The 18,616-nt window shown below is 72.3% G+C and carries 15 protein-coding genes; 4 read left to right on the forward strand and 11 right to left on the reverse strand.

The features are described from left to right. Nucleotides 1-136 precede the first annotated feature (136 nt). Entirely contained in the window at nt 137-868 is a 732-nt protein-coding gene (locus AB0O01_RS12215; protein WP_365312661.1) for a hypothetical protein, read from the forward strand. A 107-nt stretch (nt 869-975) separates the two neighbouring features. Here AB0O01_RS12215 and AB0O01_RS12220 read toward each other — a convergent pair whose 3' ends face one another. Next, nucleotides 976-2,427: a glycine hydroxymethyltransferase gene (locus AB0O01_RS12220; RefSeq protein ID WP_365312662.1), complete on the reverse strand. Its 1,452-nt coding sequence runs from the start codon at nt 2,425-2,427 to the stop codon at nt 976-978. Nucleotides 2,428-2,801: 374 nt separating this feature from the next. Here AB0O01_RS12220 and rocD point away from each other — a divergent pair, with 374 nt between their 5' ends. Next, entirely contained in the window at nt 2,802-4,037 is a 1,236-nt protein-coding gene (gene rocD / locus AB0O01_RS12225; protein ID WP_365312664.1) for an ornithine--oxo-acid transaminase, read from the forward strand. A 532-nt stretch (nt 4,038-4,569) separates the two neighbouring features. On the opposite strand, the gene AB0O01_RS12230 is transcribed toward rocD, so the two are convergent. From AB0O01_RS12230 to AB0O01_RS12250, 5 genes are all read right to left on the reverse strand, one after another. Beyond that, nucleotides 4,570-5,253, reverse strand: coding sequence for an alpha/beta hydrolase (locus tag AB0O01_RS12230; protein WP_365312666.1), 684 nt, complete (start codon nt 5,251-5,253; stop codon nt 4,570-4,572). Nucleotides 5,254-5,397: 144 nt separating this feature from the next. Continuing rightward, a complete protein-coding gene (locus AB0O01_RS12235; RefSeq protein WP_365312668.1) occupies nt 5,398-7,638 on the reverse strand; it encodes a helix-turn-helix domain-containing protein in 2,241 nt (746 codons plus the stop codon). 262 nt (nt 7,639-7,900) lie between these two features. Beyond that, complete coding sequence (locus AB0O01_RS12240) at nt 7,901-9,103, reverse strand: glutathionylspermidine synthase family protein (RefSeq protein ID WP_365312670.1); 1,203 nt, start codon at nt 9,101-9,103, stop codon at nt 7,901-7,903. A 13-nt stretch (nt 9,104-9,116) separates the two neighbouring features. Beyond that, entirely contained in the window at nt 9,117-9,458 is a 342-nt protein-coding gene (locus AB0O01_RS12245) for a hypothetical protein (RefSeq protein ID WP_365312672.1), read from the reverse strand. A gap of 144 nt (nt 9,459-9,602) precedes the next feature. Beyond that, nucleotides 9,603-11,120 carry a PLP-dependent aminotransferase family protein gene (locus AB0O01_RS12250; protein ID WP_365312674.1) on the reverse strand — a complete coding sequence of 506 codons (1,518 nt, stop codon included), beginning with the start codon at nt 11,118-11,120 and terminating at the stop codon, nt 9,603-9,605. A gap of 47 nt (nt 11,121-11,167) precedes the next feature. Between AB0O01_RS12250 and AB0O01_RS12255 the strand changes: the two genes are divergently transcribed. Both AB0O01_RS12255 and AB0O01_RS12260 read left to right on the forward strand, forming a co-directional pair. Beyond that, nucleotides 11,168-11,740 (forward strand): carboxymuconolactone decarboxylase family protein, encoded by a 573-nt coding sequence (locus tag AB0O01_RS12255; RefSeq protein ID WP_365312675.1) that lies wholly within the window; start codon nt 11,168-11,170, stop codon nt 11,738-11,740. After that, on the forward strand, nt 11,737-12,183 hold the full coding sequence (locus tag AB0O01_RS12260) for a carboxymuconolactone decarboxylase family protein (RefSeq protein ID WP_365312677.1): 447 nt from the start codon (nt 11,737-11,739) through the stop codon (nt 12,181-12,183). The genes AB0O01_RS12255 and AB0O01_RS12260 overlap by 4 nt, the downstream gene beginning before the upstream one ends. 4 nt (nt 12,184-12,187) lie before the next feature. Here the strand turns inward: AB0O01_RS12260 and AB0O01_RS12265 are convergent, their stop codons facing one another. The 5 genes from AB0O01_RS12265 to AB0O01_RS12285 all read right to left on the reverse strand — a co-directional run bounded on the left by AB0O01_RS12265 (nt 12,188) and on the right by AB0O01_RS12285 (nt 18,251). After that, complete coding sequence (locus tag AB0O01_RS12265; protein WP_365312678.1) at nt 12,188-12,676, reverse strand: hypothetical protein; 489 nt, start codon at nt 12,674-12,676, stop codon at nt 12,188-12,190. A gap of 446 nt (nt 12,677-13,122) precedes the next feature. Beyond that, nucleotides 13,123-13,536, reverse strand: coding sequence for a hypothetical protein (locus AB0O01_RS12270; protein ID WP_365312680.1), 414 nt, complete (start codon nt 13,534-13,536; stop codon nt 13,123-13,125). Beyond that, nucleotides 13,517-15,253, reverse strand: coding sequence for a hypothetical protein (locus tag AB0O01_RS12275; protein WP_365312682.1), 1,737 nt, complete (start codon nt 15,251-15,253; stop codon nt 13,517-13,519). The genes AB0O01_RS12270 and AB0O01_RS12275 overlap by 20 nt, the downstream gene beginning before the upstream one ends. A gap of 213 nt (nt 15,254-15,466) precedes the next feature. Beyond that, entirely contained in the window at nt 15,467-16,456 is a 990-nt protein-coding gene (locus tag AB0O01_RS12280) for a malate dehydrogenase (RefSeq protein WP_365312683.1), read from the reverse strand. 436 nt (nt 16,457-16,892) lie between these two features. Next, nucleotides 16,893-18,251: a DUF2690 domain-containing protein gene (locus AB0O01_RS12285; protein WP_365312685.1), complete on the reverse strand. Its 1,359-nt coding sequence runs from the start codon at nt 18,249-18,251 to the stop codon at nt 16,893-16,895. Nucleotides 18,252-18,616 lie beyond the last annotated feature (365 nt).

The following is an 18,616-nucleotide window of genomic DNA, read 5'->3' on the forward strand; positions in this document are numbered from 1 at the left end:
CCCGAAGCGGTCGGGCGGTGTACCAGAAGTGACAGGCGGCCCGGAGGCGGGCCGCACGGAATCCGTCCGGTTGGGGTTGGGGATGCAGAGCAGGTGGAGAGGGAGAGTTCATGAACTGACCGCTGTCGTCGGGGCGTTGGCGGCAGCGCTGGCCATGATGCTGTGGGCGGCGCCGAGCGCCTCGGCGGGTGGCCCGACCAGTGTGCTGATCGTCTCGCCGCAGAGCCTGGAGGCGACGGCGCTGTACTCCATGGACGGCCGGTACATGGAGCTGGAGAGGCTTCTGGGCCCGACGGGCAGGGGTTCGTCCGCCACCCCGCGCGGTGTGGACGAGTCCGGCACCCGCCAGATCAATGTCACCTGGATGGCACACGACATAGCACCGCACCGCTGGGACCGGCTCTTCCTCACATCGAGCACCAGAGACATCTGGGTGCACACGACGGCCAACCCGCCCTCCGGGAGCGGCACATGGCATCTGGCCAGTGACACCAACCGGCTGCGGTCGCTGCTCAAGGAGCTGGGTGTGATGGGCGAGATATCCCCCGAGGGGGGCTCTGGGGTCTTCCCCGCCCCGGAGGAGAACGCCCCGGTGGAGAACGCCCCCGACGAGGGCGGTGTCCAGGAACCGGCCGGTGAGTCGACGCCCGAGCCGGCACCCGAGCAGGCCGCGGGCTCGTCCCGGCCGGTCGCGGCGACCGCTGCGGCGGACGGCGAGGACTGGTGGTGGGCCCTTCCGGGCCTCGCCGCCGGAGCGGTCCTGGCCCTGGCCCTGCGCCCCCTGGCGCTGCGCCTGCCGGGCACGCTCGCGACGGCCCGGCTGCGCCGCACCGAGGAAGGCCCACGGCAGGAGCTGCGGGACATATGACCGCCGTCCGGGGTGCGGCTCACCGGGGGGGAGAGCCGCACCCCGGGGGGCCTCACCTCACCCCACCCGGCAGTACCGCGACCGCGCGGGTGGGGTGAGGCGGTGGATCAGCCCAGGTCGATCTCGGGGTAAAGCGGGAAGGCGGCGACGAGATCGGTGGCGCGGTGGGAGATCTCGTCGGCGATCTTCGGGTCCAGGATGTGCTGGGCCTTGGAGGGGGCGCCCTTGCTGGTGGTGCCGGGCTCGGTGGTGGTCAGCACCCGGTCGATCAGGGCGGCGACCTCGTCCATCTCGGCGGTGCCCAGACCGCGGGTGGTCAGGGCGGGGGTGCCGATACGGATACCGGAGGTGTACCAGGCCCCGTTGGGGTCGGAAGGGATGGCGTTGCGGTTGGTGACGATGCCGGAGGAGAGCAGGGCGGCCTCGGCCTGGCGGCCGGTGAGGCCGTAGGAGGTGGCGACATCGATCAGATTGAGGTGGTTGTCCGTGCCGCCGGTGACCAGGGTGGCGCCGCGGCGCATCAGGCCCTCGGCGAGGGCGCGGGAGTTGTCGACGATGCGCTGGGCGTAGTCACGGAAGGAGGGCTGACGGGCCTCGGCGAGGGCGACGGCCTTGGCGGCCATGACATGCGGGAGCGGGCCGCCGAGGACCATCGGGCAGCCGCGGTCGACCTGGTCCTTGAGGGAGTCGTCGCACAGCACCATGCCGCCGCGCGGGCCGCGCAGCGACTTGTGGGTGGTGGTGGTGACGATCTGGGCGTGCGGCACCGGGTCGAAGTCACCGGTAAGGACCTGGCCGGCGACCAGACCGGCGAAGTGCGCCATGTCGACCATCAGGGTCGCTCCGACCTCGTCGGCGATCTCCCGCATGATGCGGAAGTTCACCAGCCGGGGGTAGGCGGAGTAGCCGGCGACGAGGATCAGGGGCTTGAACTCGCGGGCGGTGCCGCGCAGGGCCTCGTAGTCGAGGAGGCCGGTGGCGGGGTCGGTGCCGTAGGAGCGCTGGTCGAACATCTTGCCGGAGATGTTCGGGCGGAAGCCGTGGGTGAGGTGGCCACCCGCGTCGAGGGACATGCCCAGCATGCGCTGGTTCCCGAAGGCCTGGCGGAGTTCGGCCCAGTCGGCGTCGGTGAGGTCGTTGATCTGGCGGACGCCGGTCTTCTCCAGGAAGGGAGCTTCGACGCGGTCGGCGAGGACGGCCCAGAAGGCGACGAGGTTGGCGTCGATACCGGAGTGCGGCTGGACATAGGCGTGCCGGGCGCCGAAGAGTTCGCGGGCGTGTTCGGCGGCGAGGGACTCGACGGTGTCGACATTGCGGCAGCCGGCGTAGAAGCGGCGGCCGACGGTGCCCTCGGCGTACTTGTCGCTGAACCAGTTGCCCATGGCGAGAAGGGTCGCCGGGGAGGCGTAGTTCTCGGAGGCGATCAGCTTGAGCATCTCGCGCTGGTCGTGGACCTCCTGGCCGATGGCATCGGCGACGCGCGGCTCGACGGCACGGATCACATCGAGGGCGGCGCGGAACGCGGTGGACTCGGTGGACAGGGGCTGCTGGTCGGACATCTCGGCCTCCGGGTGGCGTGGCTCGACGCGGACACGGTTCACGGTTCGGCCCAGGCGCACGGCACTCGCTCGGCAGTTCCGCGGTGGCGATACGCCCCTGCGGTTCCGCCGGGGCCGCTCCCCGATGGTCGGTCCCATCCCAGCACGCCAGTCACGGCCCGTGGCCAGCCTACCGGCGCCGGCGAGGGCGCAGGCCCGGACGTCCACCATGCGGGCGAGCCGCAGCCGTGGCCGACCTGCGAGGGGAAGGGGGACGGGCGGAGACACCCGGTGGCCGAACGGCTCTCAAGGGGTGGGGTCCGGCCGACGATCCCGATAGGAGCCGAGGTCGTCTTCCGGAGGTTGATATGTGTCCGACACCGCCGTTGCCCCCCATGTCGCCGCTGTCGTCCTCCGGGTCCCCGGGGTCCCGGACGCAGGAGCTGATCGCCGCCGCCGAGGCGCACAGCGCGCACACCTATCACCCCCTGCCGGTGGTGGTGGCCGACGCGGACGGGGCGTGGATGACGGATGTGGAGGGGCGGCGCTATCTGGATCTGCTGGCGGGGTACTCGGCGCTCAACTTCGGGCACGGCAACCGGCGGCTGATCGAGGCGGCGAAGGCGCAGTTGGGGCGGGTGACGCTGACGTCGAGGGCGTTCTACCACGACCGGTTCGCGGCGTTCTGCGGGGAGCTGGCGGCGTTGTGCGGGATGGAGCTGGTGCTGCCGATGAACACGGGCGCGGAGGCGGTGGAGACAGCCGTGAAGACGGCGCGGAAGTGGGGGTACCGGGTGAAGGGGGTGCCGTGGGAGATGGCGAAGATCGTGGTGGCGGCGGACAACTTCCACGGCCGTACGACGACAGTCATCAGCTTCTCGACGGACCGCGCGGCGCGGGCGGACTTCGGGCCGTACACGCCGGGGTTCGAGATCGTGCCGTACGGGGATCTGGCGGCGATGCGCAGTGCGGTGACGGAGAACACGGTGGCGGTGCTGCTGGAGCCGATCCAGGGGGAGGCGGGGGTGGTGGTGCCGCCGCAGGGCTATCTGGCGGGGGTGCGGGAGCTGACGCGCGAGCGGGAGGTGCTGTTCGTCGCGGACGAGATCCAGTCGGGGCTGGGGCGGACGGGGAGGACGTTCGCCTGTGAGCACGAGGGGGTGGTGCCCGATATGTATGTGCTGGGGAAGGCGCTGGGCGGGGGGATCGTGCCGGTGTCGGCGGTGGTGTCGAGCGCGGAGGTGCTGGGGGTGTTCCGGCCCGGGGAGCACGGGTCGACGTTCGGCGGGAATCCGCTGGCGTGCGCGGTGGCGCTGGAGGTGATCGCGATGCTGCGGTCGGGGGAGTTCCAGGAGCGGGCGGCCGGGCTGGGGGCCTTTCTGCACGGCGAACTGGCCGGGCTGACGGCCAGCGGCGCGATCACGGCGGTGCGGGGGCGGGGGCTCTGGGCGGGGCTGGACATCGCTCCGCGGCACGGCACGGGCCGGGAGGTGGCGGAGCGGCTGATGGAGCGGGGGGTGCTGGTGAAGGACACCCATGGGCACACGATCCGGATCGCCCCGCCGCTGGTGATCAGCCAGGACGATCTGGGCTGGGGCCTGGACCAACTGAGAGCCGAGCTGACCCCGTAGGGCGAGCGGGCAGGCCCGTCCGGGCGGTCACCAGGGGACAGTCGCCCGGGGCGGGGCGAGGTGGTCCACCCCGGGAGGGGGAGGCGCCGGGAGGAGCAGTGCCCGGGAAGGGTGAGCCGTCAGGGAAGGGCGGTCACCGGGGGCAGCCACCGGGGGCCAGCACCCGGACACGGCGAGGGCACGCGGGCAACGGGGGACACGGGCACGAGGCACACGGCCTGGGCACCTGGGCACCCGAAACACAGGCAACGGGCACGCGGCCAAGGCACCTGGGAGACGGGGACGCGGGCAACGGGGACGGCCAGGGCACCCGGGCCACGGAGACGCGGGCAGGAGGTACGCGGGCCAGGGCACCTGGACAGCAGGGACACGGGCAAGGGGGCACGCGGCCAGGGCACCAGGAAGACGGGTACGCGGATGGGGCGCCCGGGAGGCAGGGGCGCGGTGAGGGCGGGCTCGCGGGGGTGCACCCGTCGGCGGTGCCGACGCCACCCCCGTAGCGGCGGCACCGCCCCTCGGGCGGGCGCCCGCCCTACCCTTCCGCGGCGCCCGCGATGACCGCCGCGACCGTGGCCGGGCGGGAGATGTAGACGGCGTGGCTGCCGGGGGTCTCGGAGACGGTGGCTCCGGCGCGTTCGGCCATCTCGCGCTGGACGGCCGGCGGGATCATGCGGTCCTCCGTGGCGACGAGATAGCGGGAGGGCTTGGTGCGCCAGGCCGGCTGGGTGATCGTCCCGGCGAGGGCGTCCACGCCCCAGGGGACCTGGGCGTCGGCCATGAACGCGGCCTGCGCGGTGGGCAGATCGGCGGCGAAGGAGTCGGCGAACCGCTCCCGGTCCAGGAGGAGGAACCCGTCGCGGGGCGGCAGGATCGGCGGGACGGGTGCTCCGGGGGCGGGGTCGGCGGTCAGGCTGGCGACGGACTCGCCCTTCTCGGGGACGAAGGCGGCGATGTAGACGAGGGCGGCGACCTGCGGGTGGTTGCCGGCCTCGGTGATGACGGCACCGCCGTAGGAGTGGCCCACCAGGACGGTGGGGCCGTCGAGCGCGTCGAGGACATGGTGGGTGAGGGTGACGTCACCGGCCAGGGAGAGGGTGGGATGCTGAAGGACATCGACGTGGTAGCCGTCGGCCGTCAACTGCTCATGGACGCCCTGCCAGCCGGAGCCGTCCACGAAGCCACCATGGACCAGCACGATGTTCTTGATTGTCGCCATGGCTGCTCCTGCCCGGAGGGACAGACCCTTCGCCTGTCCAACACCATCGAGTCAACCGCCGGACCCCGTTCCGCACCATGCAGAACAGCACGCAGAACTTCCGCCACCCGCCCCCGCCACCACCCCCACCTCCCGGGGTCTGCCCTAGACCGCCGCGTCTCCGTCCCGCCCGGACAGGGCCTGGCAGCGGGCCGCCGCCGCTCCGTCGCCCGTGAGCCGGTAGACCTCCGCCGCTCGGGCGTAGGTCCGTTCGCCCTCCTCCGCGCGGCCCTCCAGGGCCAGGAGTTCCGCCAGGGATTCCAGGAACTGGCCCTGGCGGAAGTTGACGTCGAACCGGCCCAGCAGTTCCGTGGCCTCGGTGAGGGCGTCGATCGCCTCGGTCCGCCGGCCCAGGGCCTTCAGGCAGTCCCCGTAGTAGCCGAGGGCGTGCGGCCGGGCGAGGACGGTGATGCTGGGGGTCATGCCGGACTGCTCGTCGTTCAGCAGATCGAGGACCTCGCCGTAGTGGACGAGCCCCTCGGCGTGCCGTCCGCTGCCGTGCAGGCAGTGGGCGACATTGGTCACGCAGGAGGTGTAGGAGTCCATGTCGCCGAGGGTCTTGAAGAGGTCGGCGGCTTCGCGGGACTCGATCGCGCCCTCGGCGAGCCGCCCCAGGTTGCGCAGCGAGATGCCCGCGTACTGGTGGGCCCAGGCGATCTGCGCGGTCACCTCGCCGCGGACGGCGATGTCCAGGGCCTGGCGGGCGTAGCGCAGGCCGGTCTCGGGGTCGCCCAGCGGGATCGCGTAGACCCAGGCGACGTAGTTGAGCTGGGTGGCGTGCTGGGGCAGGTCGCCGAGGGCGGCGGCAGCGGCGGCGCCGAGGCTGAACACCTCGTGCCAGTGCGGGGCGTGGATCCAGCGGTCGGAGTACCAGTGCATGGACTCGGCGCAGTCCAGGACCGCCGCGTGGCGTCCGTCGGCCGCCGCGGTCCGCAGCGCGGCGAGCCAGTTGTCGGCCTCGGCGCGCAGCCAGCGGTCGGCGTCCTCCAGGGAGGAGAGTTCGAAGAGTTCGGGGTCGGGGCCCTCGGGGCTGCCGTAGGCGGGTTCGAACCAGCGTCCGGCGGTGGTGGCCATGTCGAGGAGCCAGGTCGTGGTGCGGTCGGCGACCGCGGCCCGCTCGTCCGGAGGTTCCTCCTCCTGGAGCCGGTCCCGGGCGAACAGCCCGACCAGGTCGTGGAGGCGGTAGCGGCCGGACCCGGCGTCCTGGAGCAGCCCGAGGTCGACGAGTTCGTCGAGGGCGTCCCAGGAGTCCTCGATCGAGGTGCCGCCGACGACCGCGGCGAGCGCCGCGTCGAAGTCCCGGCCGGGTACGGCCCCGAGCCGCCGGAACACCTGCCGCGCCGAGCCGGGAAGCTGTTCGTAGGACATGGCGAACGCCTTGGCGATCTTCAGATCGCCGGCCTTGAGCTGGTCGAGGCGGCGGCGTTCGTCGGAGAGCCGGGCGGCGAGGTCGGCGGTGCTCCAGCCGGGGCGGCTGACCAGCCGGTTGCCGATGATCCGCAGGGCGAGGGGCAGTCCGCCGCTGAGCCGGGCGAGCCGGGACAGCGCGGACTCCCCGTCGGCGGTGGAGCGTTCGCCGACGATGCCGGAGAGCAGTTCGGTGGCCTCGGTGAGCTGGAGCGGGCCGAGGGCGAGCCGTCGTACGCCTTCCAGACCGGCGAGCAGACGGCGGCTGGTGATCAGGGCGCCCGCCGAGCCGCCGCCCGGCAGCAGGGGGCGGGCCTGTTCCTCGGAGGCGATGTTGTCGAGGACCACCAGGATGCGTTTGTCGCGGAGCTGGGCCCGGTACAGGGAGGCGCGGCCCTGGGTGTCGGAGGGCATCTGCGGCTCGCTGATGCCGAGCGCGCCGAGCAGCAGGGCGAGGGCGTCGTCCACGGGGAGCGGGCGGGGGGACATGCCGAGCAGGTCGAGGAAGAACACCCCGTCGGGAAAGCCGGGCCGCAGGGCGTGGGCGGCGCGCACGGCGAAGGTGGTCTTGCCGAGCCCGGCGGACCCGGTGATCAGCCCGACCAGCGGCACCCCGGGCAGATGCTCGGCGCGCACCAGGTCGTCGATCCAGGCGAGTTCGGCGGACCGGCCGGTGAAGTCGGCGACGGAACTGGGCAGTTCGCACAGTCCGGTGGGGCGGGTCCAGTGGTCGCGCAGGCGCCCGTCCCGGGCGAGTTCGATGAGCTGGCGCCGGTCCTCCTCGGTGAGGGCGAGCGCGTCGGCGATGGCGACGACGGTCCGGTGCTGCGGCCCTTTGCTGCGACCGCGTTCCACATCGGACAGGGTCCGCGCGCTGACCGCGGCGGTCTCGGCGAGCTGTTCCAGCGTCAGCCGCGCGGCCCGCCGGTGCCGGCGCAACAGATCCGCGAGGCTCGGAGGTTCGGAGATGGGGCCACCCCTTCCGGCAATACGATCATTTGACCGGCTTCCCTTCGGGGCAGCGTACTCGCGCGAACACGGAGTGCGCTCGCCCATCTCACCGATGACCCCTTGGCCGCCTCTCCGTGGCCTCGCCATGACCCCCGAAGGCTTCTCTATGGCTTCTCTATGGCCTCGTTATGGCCTCGCTATGACCCCTCGGTGACTAGCGGCAGGACTACGACAGGACTCACGAAAGGACTTACGACAGGATTACATGCGGAAGAAACCGTGCATACCCATCCGTCACCAGCCCTTCCGACTCCCGGATCCCCAGCCCCGCCGACTCCCCTTCGACCACCCACGCCCCCAGCACCACCCGGTTCCCCTCGAAGTCGGGCAGGGGCGCCAGTTCCTGGAAACAGCGACGCTCCCCAAACTCCCCAAACTCCCCACGAACCCCCCTCTCCCCGGACCCCTCGTGCACCGACACCCCCTCCCCCTCCCTCCCCAGCAGCGGCTTCGCCACATACCCGGTGGTGGCCAGTTCGCGCGGCCCGTCCAGATAGGCCGGCAGCAGATGCGGATGCCCCGGATACAGCTCCCAGAGCACCGCCAGCAGCGCCTTGTTGCTGAGCAGCATCTTCCAGGCGGGCTCGATCCACAGCGTGGAACCCGTGCCGCCGCCGTGGTCGAGGGTGTCGAGCACATGCCCGGCGAACCGGTCGCTCAGCAGCCACTCCCAGGGATACAGCTTGAAGACACTGCGCATGAACCGCAGCCGCCGGTCGACGAACCGACCCGCCAGCCGGTCCCAGCCGATGTCCTCCATGGCGATCCAGTCGGTGGCGAGCCCGGCCTGCTCCGCCGTCTCCTTGAGATACGCGACGGTCATCAGATCCTCGCCCGCCTCATCGGCGCTGGAGTGGGCGAAGTACAGCGGGGAGCCCGGCGGCAGCAGCGCGGCCTGGTGGCGCCAGGCGGCGACGAGGCGTTCGTGCAGGGAGTTCCACTGATCGGCGCCGGGGAACCGCTCCTCCATCCAGAACCACTGCGGTGAGGCCGCCTCCACCAGCGAGGTCGGGGTGTCGGCGTTGTACTCCAGCAGCTTCGCCGGTCCCCGGCCGTCGTAGCGCAGGTCGAAGCGGCTGTAGACGGAGGGAAGTTCGGCGCGGCGGCGCCAGGACTCGGCGACCGCGGCGGCCACCCGGGGATCGGTGATGCCGAGGTCGGCGAACCGTCCGGTGGCGACGATGTGCCCGGCCGCGGCGAGGCACATCCGGTGCAGTTCCTCGACGGCCTCCTCCAGCGCCTCGACCTCGGCGAGCGAGAAGACGTAGTAGGCGCTCTCGTCCCAGTAGGGCCGTAGGGAGTCGTCGGGGTACCGGGTCAGCGGGTAGATCAGCCCCTGCTCCTCGACGGTCCGCTGCCAGCCGGGGCGGGGCGCGATGGTACGGCGCTCCACCGGGTGCGCCGGTTCAGCCGCCGCCGCTGCCACCGCCGCCGGAGCAGCCGAAGCCGCCCCGGTCGACGGCCTCGCTGCGGCTGAAGGTGCCGTCATCGGCTTTGCCGCCGCTCACATCGGCGTCGTAGTACCAATCAGCGGACGAGGACGAGGACGAGGATGATGACGAGGTCGAGGTCGAGGTGGTGCAGTTCTTCTCGGCGACGATCTTGTAGCCGTTGAGGGCGTCGTAGCTGTCCCGGTCCACGCAGCGGCGGTCCGGGTCGGAGCCGCAGGAGGTGAGCGTGACGGCCACCACCCCCATACCGCCGAGCACGACCGTGCTGGAACGCAGCCGACGCCGAGTCAGAGCCATCCCGATCCCCTTCCGTCCCACGCCCATCCCATCCCGTCCCCCGCGACGCGCCATCCGCCCCCCGGCGGCAACTGGCGTCCCCACAAAGCGAACTGACGCGCAAACTTACGAACGAACTGACGCACGAACTGACGCGCGAACACCCTACGGCAGCGCCCGGCACAGTGCCTCCAGCGTCCCCGCCCACGCGTGGTCCGGCGGGGTGGCGTACCCGACGACCAGCGCGTCCGCCGCGCGGGCGGTGGCGCGCGGATGCCGGAAGCGGGACAGCCCGAACACCGAGAGCCCCTGCCAGGCCGCCGCCCGCAGAACCGACTCCTCCGTCCCGGGCGGCAGCCGCAGTACGGCGTGCAGCCCGGCCGCGATCCCGGTGACGGTCACCTCCGGCGCCCGCACGGCGAGCGCGGCGACCAGCGCGTCCCGGCGCCGCCGGTAGCGCTGCCGGGCGGCCCGCACATGACGGTCGTAGGCCCCGGAGACCAGGAACTCGGCGAGCGTGAGCTGTTCCACGACCCCGGTGGCGCTGGTGCCGAGGGTCTCGGCGACCTCGGTCACCAGGTCCGGCGGCAGCACCAGCCAGCCCAGCCGCAGTCCGGGGGCGAGGGACTTGCTGGCGGTGCCGAGATAGACGACCCGGTCGGGGGCGAGGTCCTGGAGGGCGCCGACGGGCTGGCGGTCGTAGCGGAACTCGCCGTCGTAGTCGTCCTCCAGGACCAGGCCGCCGGTGCGCCGCGCCCAGTCGGCCAGGGCGGCACGGCGCCCGGGAGGCAGCGCCAGCCCGAGCGGGAAGGAGTGCCCGGGGGTGAGGAGCACGGCACCGGAGCGGGCACCACCCGGTCCGCCACCACGACCGTCGCCGACATCACCACCATCGCCGCCTCCATCCCCGTCCCCGTCCCCGTCCCCGACGACCGTGCCGAGCGCGTCGAACGGCATCGGACGGGTCGTCAGCCCGGCCCGCTCGACCAGGTCCCAGTGCGCGTCGAGGCCGTAGGACTCCACGGCGAGGGAGTCCAGGCCCCGGCGGCGCAGCACCTGCGCCAGCAGGCCGAGGCCATGGGCGAAGCCGGAGCAGACGACGATCCGCTCCGGGTCGGCCCGGACGCCCCGGGCGCGGGCGAGATAACCGGCGAGGGCGGTCCGCAGTTCGGGACGGCCGCGCGGGTCGCCGTAGCCGAAGACATCGTTCGGGGCGTCGGCCAGGGCGCGGCGGGCGGCCTTGAGCCAGGCGGCGCGCGGGAAGGAACCGAGGTCGGGCGAGCCGGGTTCCAGGTCGTGGGCGGGGCGGCCGGGCACACGCGGGGTGGCCGCCGGGCGGCGGGGCGGGGCGGGTACGGGACGGTCGGCGACCCGGGTGCCGGAGCCCTGCCGGGCGGCGAGCCAGCCCTCGGCGACCAGATCGGCGTAGGCGTCGGCGACGGTGTTGCGGGCGATGCCGAGGTCGGCGGCGAGGGTGCGGGAGGAGGGCAGCCGCAGACCGGGAGCGAGCCGCCCGGTCCGGACGGCCTCACGCAGCGCGTCCGTCAGCCCCCGGCGCAGACCGGCACCACCGGAGGGCGCCAGATGCAGATCGATCCCGAGCCCCGGGACGGGCCCCCGCTCCCGCTTCCGCTCCCTCCCCGACTCTGCCCCCTGCTCCGAATTGGCCCACCGCTTCTCCATGAAAATGGACCATACCCCTGGGCCGCACCGCCCATAGGCTCCCACCCATGACCACCGAGACCGACACCGACCCATCCGGCACCGACCCATCCGGCACGGAATCACCCGGCACCGCGCCCGGCACCGAGCCCCGCACCGAACCCGCCCACGCCCCCGAAATCCCCCAGCGCCTGAACCTGGCCGAGCACGCCCCCGAGGTCTACAAGGCGATGATCCGGCTGGACACCGCCGCCAAGCAGGACCTGGATCCCAGGCTCCACGAACTGGTGAAGATCCGCGCCTCGCAGCTCAACCACTGCGCCTTCTGCCTCGACATGCACACCAAGGACGCCCTCGCGGCCGGGGAGAGCGTGGAGCGGATCATCCAGCTCGGCGCCTGGGAGGAGTCGCGGCATTTCTACACCGAGAAGGAACTCGCGGCGATCGAGCTGACCGAGGCCGTGACGGTCCTCACCGACGGTTTCGTCCCCGACGAGGTCTACGAGCGGGCCGCGGCGCACTTCGAGGAACGGGAGCTGGCTCAGTTGATCGCCGCGATCACGGTGATCAACGCCTGGAACCGGTTCGGGGTGACCACCCGGATGACCCCGGGCCACTACCGCCCGGCCGGCGCCCGGTGACCGCCCGCACCACCGCCCTGGACGCCGGGGTCCGTACGGCGATGCAGTCGGTGAGCGCCGCCGCCAAGCGCGGTCTGGGCGACCCGGCGCTGGCCGAACTGGTCCAGATCCGGGCCTCGCAGCTCAACCACTGCGCCTTCTGCCTGGACATGCACCTCACCCTGGCCCGCAAGCACGGGGTGCGGGAGCGGCAGCTCGATCTGCTGGCCGCCTGGGAGGAGTCCGGCGCGGAGTTCGACGCCCGGGAACGCGCCGCGCTGGCCCTGACGGAGGCGATCACCGTCCTGACCGACGGCTTCGTCCCGGACGACGTCCACGACGAAGCCGCCCGCCACTTCGACGGCCCGCGGCTCGCCCATCTGATCGCCCTGATCACGGCGATCAACGGTTGGAACCGCCTGATGGTGACCCGCCGTATCCCCCCGGGCAGCACCGACTGGTGAACCCTCAGCCGCACAGCCCGTCCGGCGGACAGAACCACTCCACCCCCACCTCCATCAGCGCGAACTCGTCCTCCCGTCCGTCCGCGTCCCGCCCGTAGGCGGCGACGGCGTACCCGCCGCCGTTCATCGCGGTGAACCGGGCGTCCACCGCGTGCCAGGTGCCGACATCCGGTTCGTCGCCGATCGAGGCGGCCATGTATTCGAGCCGCGCTCCGGTCACCCGGGAGGTGGGCAGCTCCTCGAAGGAGAGTTCCCGGTAACCGTCGGGCTTGGGGGTGTCCGCCGACCGGAACAGCGCGAAGGAGTCGTCCGGCGACACCTCGGCGATCTCGAACACCTGGACCCGACGGTCCCCCTCCGGGGAGCGGTAGTTCACCACGTCGAAGCCGTACTGCGAGGGCACGGCGTCCCGCTCCCACCCCTCCGGCACGGCGATCCGAAACCCTTCGGGATCGACACGGACCTCATAGCCGGAGGGCGGCAAGGAGGGCACGGGATCAACCACAGTAGAGGGGGAAGGAGAGGGGGAGGGGGAAGGGAAAGAAGACGTAGCGGCGTCAGAGGGAAGGGTTTCAGAGGGATACCCGGACGCGACAACCTCCCCACCACCCCCCTCCCCCGACTCCCCCGACTCACCCGGCGCCCGCACCACCACCAGGGCAACCACCACCCCGACCACCACCACCCCGACGACCACCGCCACCCGCAACCGGGACACCTCGCGCCAGAAACCGGCACCGGCACCGGCAAAGGGACCGAAGAGGCCGAAGAGGCCGGAGTGGCTGGAGCAGTCGGAGACCCCCGCCCCGCCCTCCCACCGCTGGGCATCCTCATCCCAGACCGGCCCACCGGAAGCCCCTCCCCCGGCACCCGAGCCAGAACCCGAACCCAACTCCGAACCGGACCCCAACCCAGAACCCGACCCCCACCCCGAGCCCGTCACAGCAACCCCGCCACCGCCGTGGCCACCGCTCCCGCCGACGCCAGCAGCGCCATCAGCGCCTCGGAGTCGGTGAGAAGCTGCCGCAGCCGCTGGAGCCGGGTCCGCTCCACCGCGCCGGTACGGTCGATCTCCCCCTCGGCCCCGGCGAGTTCGGCATCCAGCGCGGCGGTACGGTCGTCCGCGCGGACCCGGGTGAGATCGGCGCGCAGCTTCCGTATCGCGGCGAGCAGGGCGACCACCGCCGGATCAGGGGACCCGGTTCCGCCACCACCGTGATGGCTCTCGGCGCGAGCATGGCTGCCGATGGCGAAGGTGCTGCCGAAGACATCACCGATACGGACACTCGGCTCACCCCCGGCCGGACCTCCGGCCGCCGTGCCCTCCGCCCGCTCACCGTCCGTCGTCGCCATCGCCACCAGGTCCCTTCTTCATCATGTTCCCCGTTGTGGAGTGGGCCTCGGCCCGGTCGCCGACCGCGAAGGTGCTGTCCCGGACGGAACCGATGTGCACCGCGCCGTTGCTGATGTTCACGACCTTCTGAACGAACTCCCCGGTGCGGTAGCCGTGCGCGGCGAGGGCGGCCTTCACCCCCTCGGCGATACGGTCCTGGATGCTCTTCAGATAGCGGTCGACGTCCATCTGCTGGAACAGCGATCCCGTGGCCGCGGCCCCCAGTTCCCGTACGGACACCGCGGGCCCCTCGGGCAGGGCGACGCCGTGGCCGCCGGTGAGCGCGGCCCAGCCGTGGGCGGCGCCCCGGGCGAGGGTGACGAGGGACCGCACGGCCGAGCCGGGGGCCTGCCCGACCGCCCAGGCCGCCTTGGCGACGGCGTTGACGCTGCGGAAGCGGTGGGCGGCGCGGTCCGCGTCCTTGAAGTCGGCCCGGATCGGCTGGAGGACATGCGGGGCGATCTCCAGCATCAGCATCCGCCCCTGGGTGTGGACCCGGACGAACACGGTGACGACGAGTTCCTCCTCCCAGCCACCGACCCGCACCCGCAGAAAGTGGCGACGCTTCTCGGCGCCCTCCTCGACCGCGCGGCTGCGGTGGCGTTCGAAGTCCTCGGCGCCGAAGGGAGCGTCCGCGCGGCGCCGGAGCCCCTCGGCGGGCAGGAAGACACACTCGTCGATCTCCAGCCGCCGCAGCCGGTCCCGCCCCGCGTCGCCCGCGTGTTTAGCGGGCACGCGGAGCGCGGCGAGCAGCGGCTCGATGGTGTCGAGGACGATCCGATTGCCGAGCGCCCCAGCCGCAGACCCGACGGCAGACCCGGCCGCAGACCCGGCGGCAGACCCTTTCGTCGAACCGTTCGTCGACGAACCGTCCTCCGCCCCGCCCTCCTCGGGCCGCAGTTCGACGGCGAGCACCCAGGTGTCGTGGGCGGTGCCCGCCCCGCAGAAGGGATGGGCCTCGTGGTACATGATCAGCGGTGCGTGCTGCTCCAGCCGGATACGGTCCATCAGCCGCCGGAAGCGCGACCCCTCGGCGCTCTCCGCCGGGTCGGACCCGATGTCCGGGAACCGCTCCGGCGCCAGTTCGGCGCCCATCACCCGGGCGAACTGCCCGCGCTGCCCGGCGTTGCACACCGCCACCGCCAGCAGCACCACCAGCGCCAGCCACACCTGGACCGGCTCGATCTGCCCGTCCAAGCCGATCATCTGCGCCAACACGACGATCAAGAGGGTGCTGAACAGGGCCACCAGAAACAGGAACCGGCCCAGCCAGCGCAGGACGAGCGCCACGAACCGGCGCAGCGGCGCGGGACGTTCGGCGGTGCCGCGCACCACACCGGCCAGCGCCAGCAGCACTTCCGGCAGCAGATACCAGATCAGCAGCAGTCCGGTCGCCACCAGGCCGACGATCCACAGCGCGACGATCGCGGCGGCCCAGGTCAGTTCCAGACGGCGGGCGCGCAGGGCGTGGGCGAGGACGCGGGCGGCGTCGTGACCGAGCGCGGGCGGGGCGATGCGCTGTTCGTTGAGATACAGCTCCTCGATCACCCGGTCCCGGTAGGTGGCGTTCAGATAGGTCCCGGCGCAGAGCAGCCGGGTCGCCTCACTGGCGCGCGGCGGGACGGGCGGCGGCTGAGACGGTACGGATACGGCAGTGGAAGCGGAATGGGTACTCACACGGCTCCCCCGAGGCGTGAATGATCCAATTGCCCACAAATAAAGGCTAGTTGAGGTCCATCAGCATAGGGGGGCGCACCCCGGCACGTACGCCGTACGCACATGCTCATGGACACCGGTTCCCGACAGGAGCCCAACGCCACGGGGGTGCGGCGAACCGGTCGCCCGGTTCCCCGCACCCCCGTGGACGAAACCCGGTGGTGAGCAGAGGCGTCAGATCAGGCCGAGCCCGCGCACGGCCTCCCGCTCCTCCGCCAGCTCCTGCACCGACGCGTCGATCCGCGCCCGCGAGAACTCATTGATCTCCAGCCCCTGGACGATCTCGTACGCCCCGTCCTTGCAGGTCACCGGGAAGGACGAGATGAGGCCCTCGGGGACACCGTAGGAACCGTCGGACGGGATGCCCATCGACACCCAGTCGCCCTCGTCCGTGCCGTTGACCCAGGTGTGGACGTGGTCGATGGCGGCGTTGGCGGCGGAGGCGGCGGAGGACGCGCCCCGGGCCTCGATGATCGCGGCACCGCGCTTGGCGACGGTCGGGATGAAGTCGTCGGCGAGCCACTGCTCGTCGTTGACGACCTCGGCCGCGTTCTTCCCGGCGAGGGTCGCGTGGAAGATGTCCGGGTACTGGGTCGCCGAGTGGTTGCCCCAGATCGTCAGCCGCTTGATCTCGGAGACCGGGATACCGGTCTTCTTCGCGAGCTGGGTGAGCGCGCGGTTGTGGTCGAGGCGGGTCATCGCGGTGAACCGCTCGGCCGGTACGTCCGGCGCCGACGCCTGGGCGATGAGCGCGTTGGTGTTGGCCGGGTTGCCGACCACCAGCACCTTGATGTCGTCCGCCGCGTGGTCGTTGATGGCCTTGCCCTGCGGCTTGAAGATGCCGCCGTTGGCCTCCAGCAGGTCACCGCGCTCCATGCCCTTGGTGCGCGGACGCGCGCCGACCAGCAGGGCGACATTGGCGCCCGCGAAGGCGACGTTCGGGTCGTCGGTGATGTCGATGCCCTGGAGCAGCGGGAACGCGGAGTCGTCCAGCTCCATCGCCGTGCCCTCGGCGGCCTTGAGCGCCGGGGTGATCTCCAGCAGACGCAGCTTGACCGGCACATCCGCGCCGAGCAACTGGCCGGAGGCGATGCGGAAGAGCAGGGCGTAACCGATCTGGCCGGCCGCGCCGGTGACGGTGACGTTCACGGGAGTGCGGGTCATGGCGTTCTCCGTATACAGGCTGGCGGTGGGGCGTCCCGGCCCCGGGCGGATGATCGATCTCTTGACCTCAAGACAGATCCAGCGGTCAGGCTATCGCGCATCCCCCGGAGGGAACGGCCCGGGTCCTGTGGCCGACGCCACAGCGGCCACCTGTCGGGGGGAGGGGGTTCGCCGGTCGGAGATGGTCGGAGATGGGGGAGGAGAAGGGGCGGCCGTCCGCCAGGAGAGGGGAGGCGGAACGGCCGCCCGGGTGGGGTCCGTCGCCGGATCCCGTGGGGGTACCGTCCGCTTTCCCGGCCTCACGGCGGCCATGCGCACGAGCGTTAACTCGTACGAGTGAATCCCGCCGACCACTCACCCGCATACCGGGGCAAACCGGTGATACCGACCCGCCCCGCGCCACCCGCACCGGCTCCCACCCCCGCTCCCGCTCCCGCTACTGGGTGCACCCGGTCTCGCCGGTGGCGAGCGTCGCGCAGGCGACCGCCTCCTCGGCGTTCTTGACCGCGACCATCGGGGTGTACGCGATGGTGTCCCCGGCCTCGGCGATGGTGCCCTTCTGCTCGGCGCCGCCCGCGCTGATGTCGACCGCGTCGCCCGTGGTGCCCAGGGTGATCCGGCCCCACGCGGCCTGGCAGGTCTTGCTGTAGCGGACCTCAAGGGTGGTGGTGCCGACGACCGCGCTCGCGGTGGTGGTCACCAGTTCGCCGCTGCACCCCATGGCCTCGGCGTCCTTGCCCACACAGCTCGCCCCGCTGCACTCCACGCCCGGCGGGAGTTCGACGCTGGCGGTGGCGGTGGGGCTGGGCTTGGGTTCGGCGCCCTCGTCCGCCGTGTCGCCGCCCCGGGTCAGATAGAACGCCCCGGCGACCACGACCAGCACACCCACGACCCCGGCGAGGAACATCGTCACCCGCCGCCTACCCCCACCGGACCCGGAACCGCCACCCTGGCGCCCGCCCCGGGGCGGCTCCCCATAGGCCCCGACAGCGGCACCGGCCCCGGCCCCGGCCCCGGCACCGACCCCCACACCCATCCCGGCCCCGGTCCCGATCCCGGCTCCGATCCGGGCCGACGGCGATCCCGACGGAGGCGTCGCCGCCCCCTCGGGCCGGCCCTCACGCGCCCCGGGCCCGCGCCCCCCGGTGCGCGACGGCCCCTGGTACCCGGCCAGCTTCCACGAGTTCACGACATCCTCGGGCCCGTCGGACGGCGCACCGGAGGAACCGGAACCCCCCGCCGACGGCTCCTGGGCGCCCCGCCGGTGCCCGGCGGAGCCGGAATGGCGCGGCCCCGACGGCTGCTCCGGCACGGACGGCCGCTGCGGCACCGTCGGCGACACTCCCGCCGGTCCGGCTATCCCCGGGGTCACAGCCGGTCCTGTCGGTCCCGTCGGGCCGGTCGGGCCGTCGTTCTTCCGGCCCGCCCTCCCCTTGGCCTTGCCGGGCTGGGCGCCGAACTCGCTGAGCGCGGCACGGGCCTGGGAGATCCGGATGGCCTCCATGGTCATGTCGTGCCGCATCTCGGAGCGGCTCCAGGCGCGTTCGGCCAGCTCCCACATGGTGGTCAGATGGACCGGGTTGGTCCCGGTGACCTCGGCCAGGGCGACGATCGCGCCCTTCGGCGCGAGCAGCCGTCCATTGAGATAACGCTCCCAGGACGTCTTGCTGTAGCCCGTGCGGTCGGCGACGGCCGCGACGTTCAGACCACTGCGGTCCACGAGCCTGCGGAGCTGGCTGGTGAACTCTCTGATCTGTGGATCGAGTTCATCGGGCAGTGCCTTCCAACGAGGCATTGCGCTTCCCCCTCTTCCCCCCGGTACGTGCCGGTCGTTCCCCGCGTTGCTCTGCGCGTTGTTCTCCGCACCCGCGTTGTGGGCTCCGTGGTGCGCCCGCGCTGTTCCCCCGCGCGCGAGCCCCGTTGCCGAGCCCCGGTCTGGACTACCCACAGGGATGCGCCGGATCAGGATCCCAGCTTCCCGGGGTGGGGGCGCACGGGAGCACGGGGCCGCGGGCATGCACGGTCGCACGCCCGAAGACCCGGGGTCCAGTCCGCACTGACGAGCAACCGCACGAACAAACGGAAGGGTGCCCCGGACGCCCCGATTCATCACATTAACCCGTCAGCAGATTAGCCTCACGCGGCGCGGACACCGTAGCG

The organism is Streptomyces sp. NPDC093252, assembly GCF_040683675.1.
In the GTDB taxonomy this organism is placed as follows: domain Bacteria; phylum Actinomycetota; class Actinomycetes; order Streptomycetales; family Streptomycetaceae; genus Streptomyces.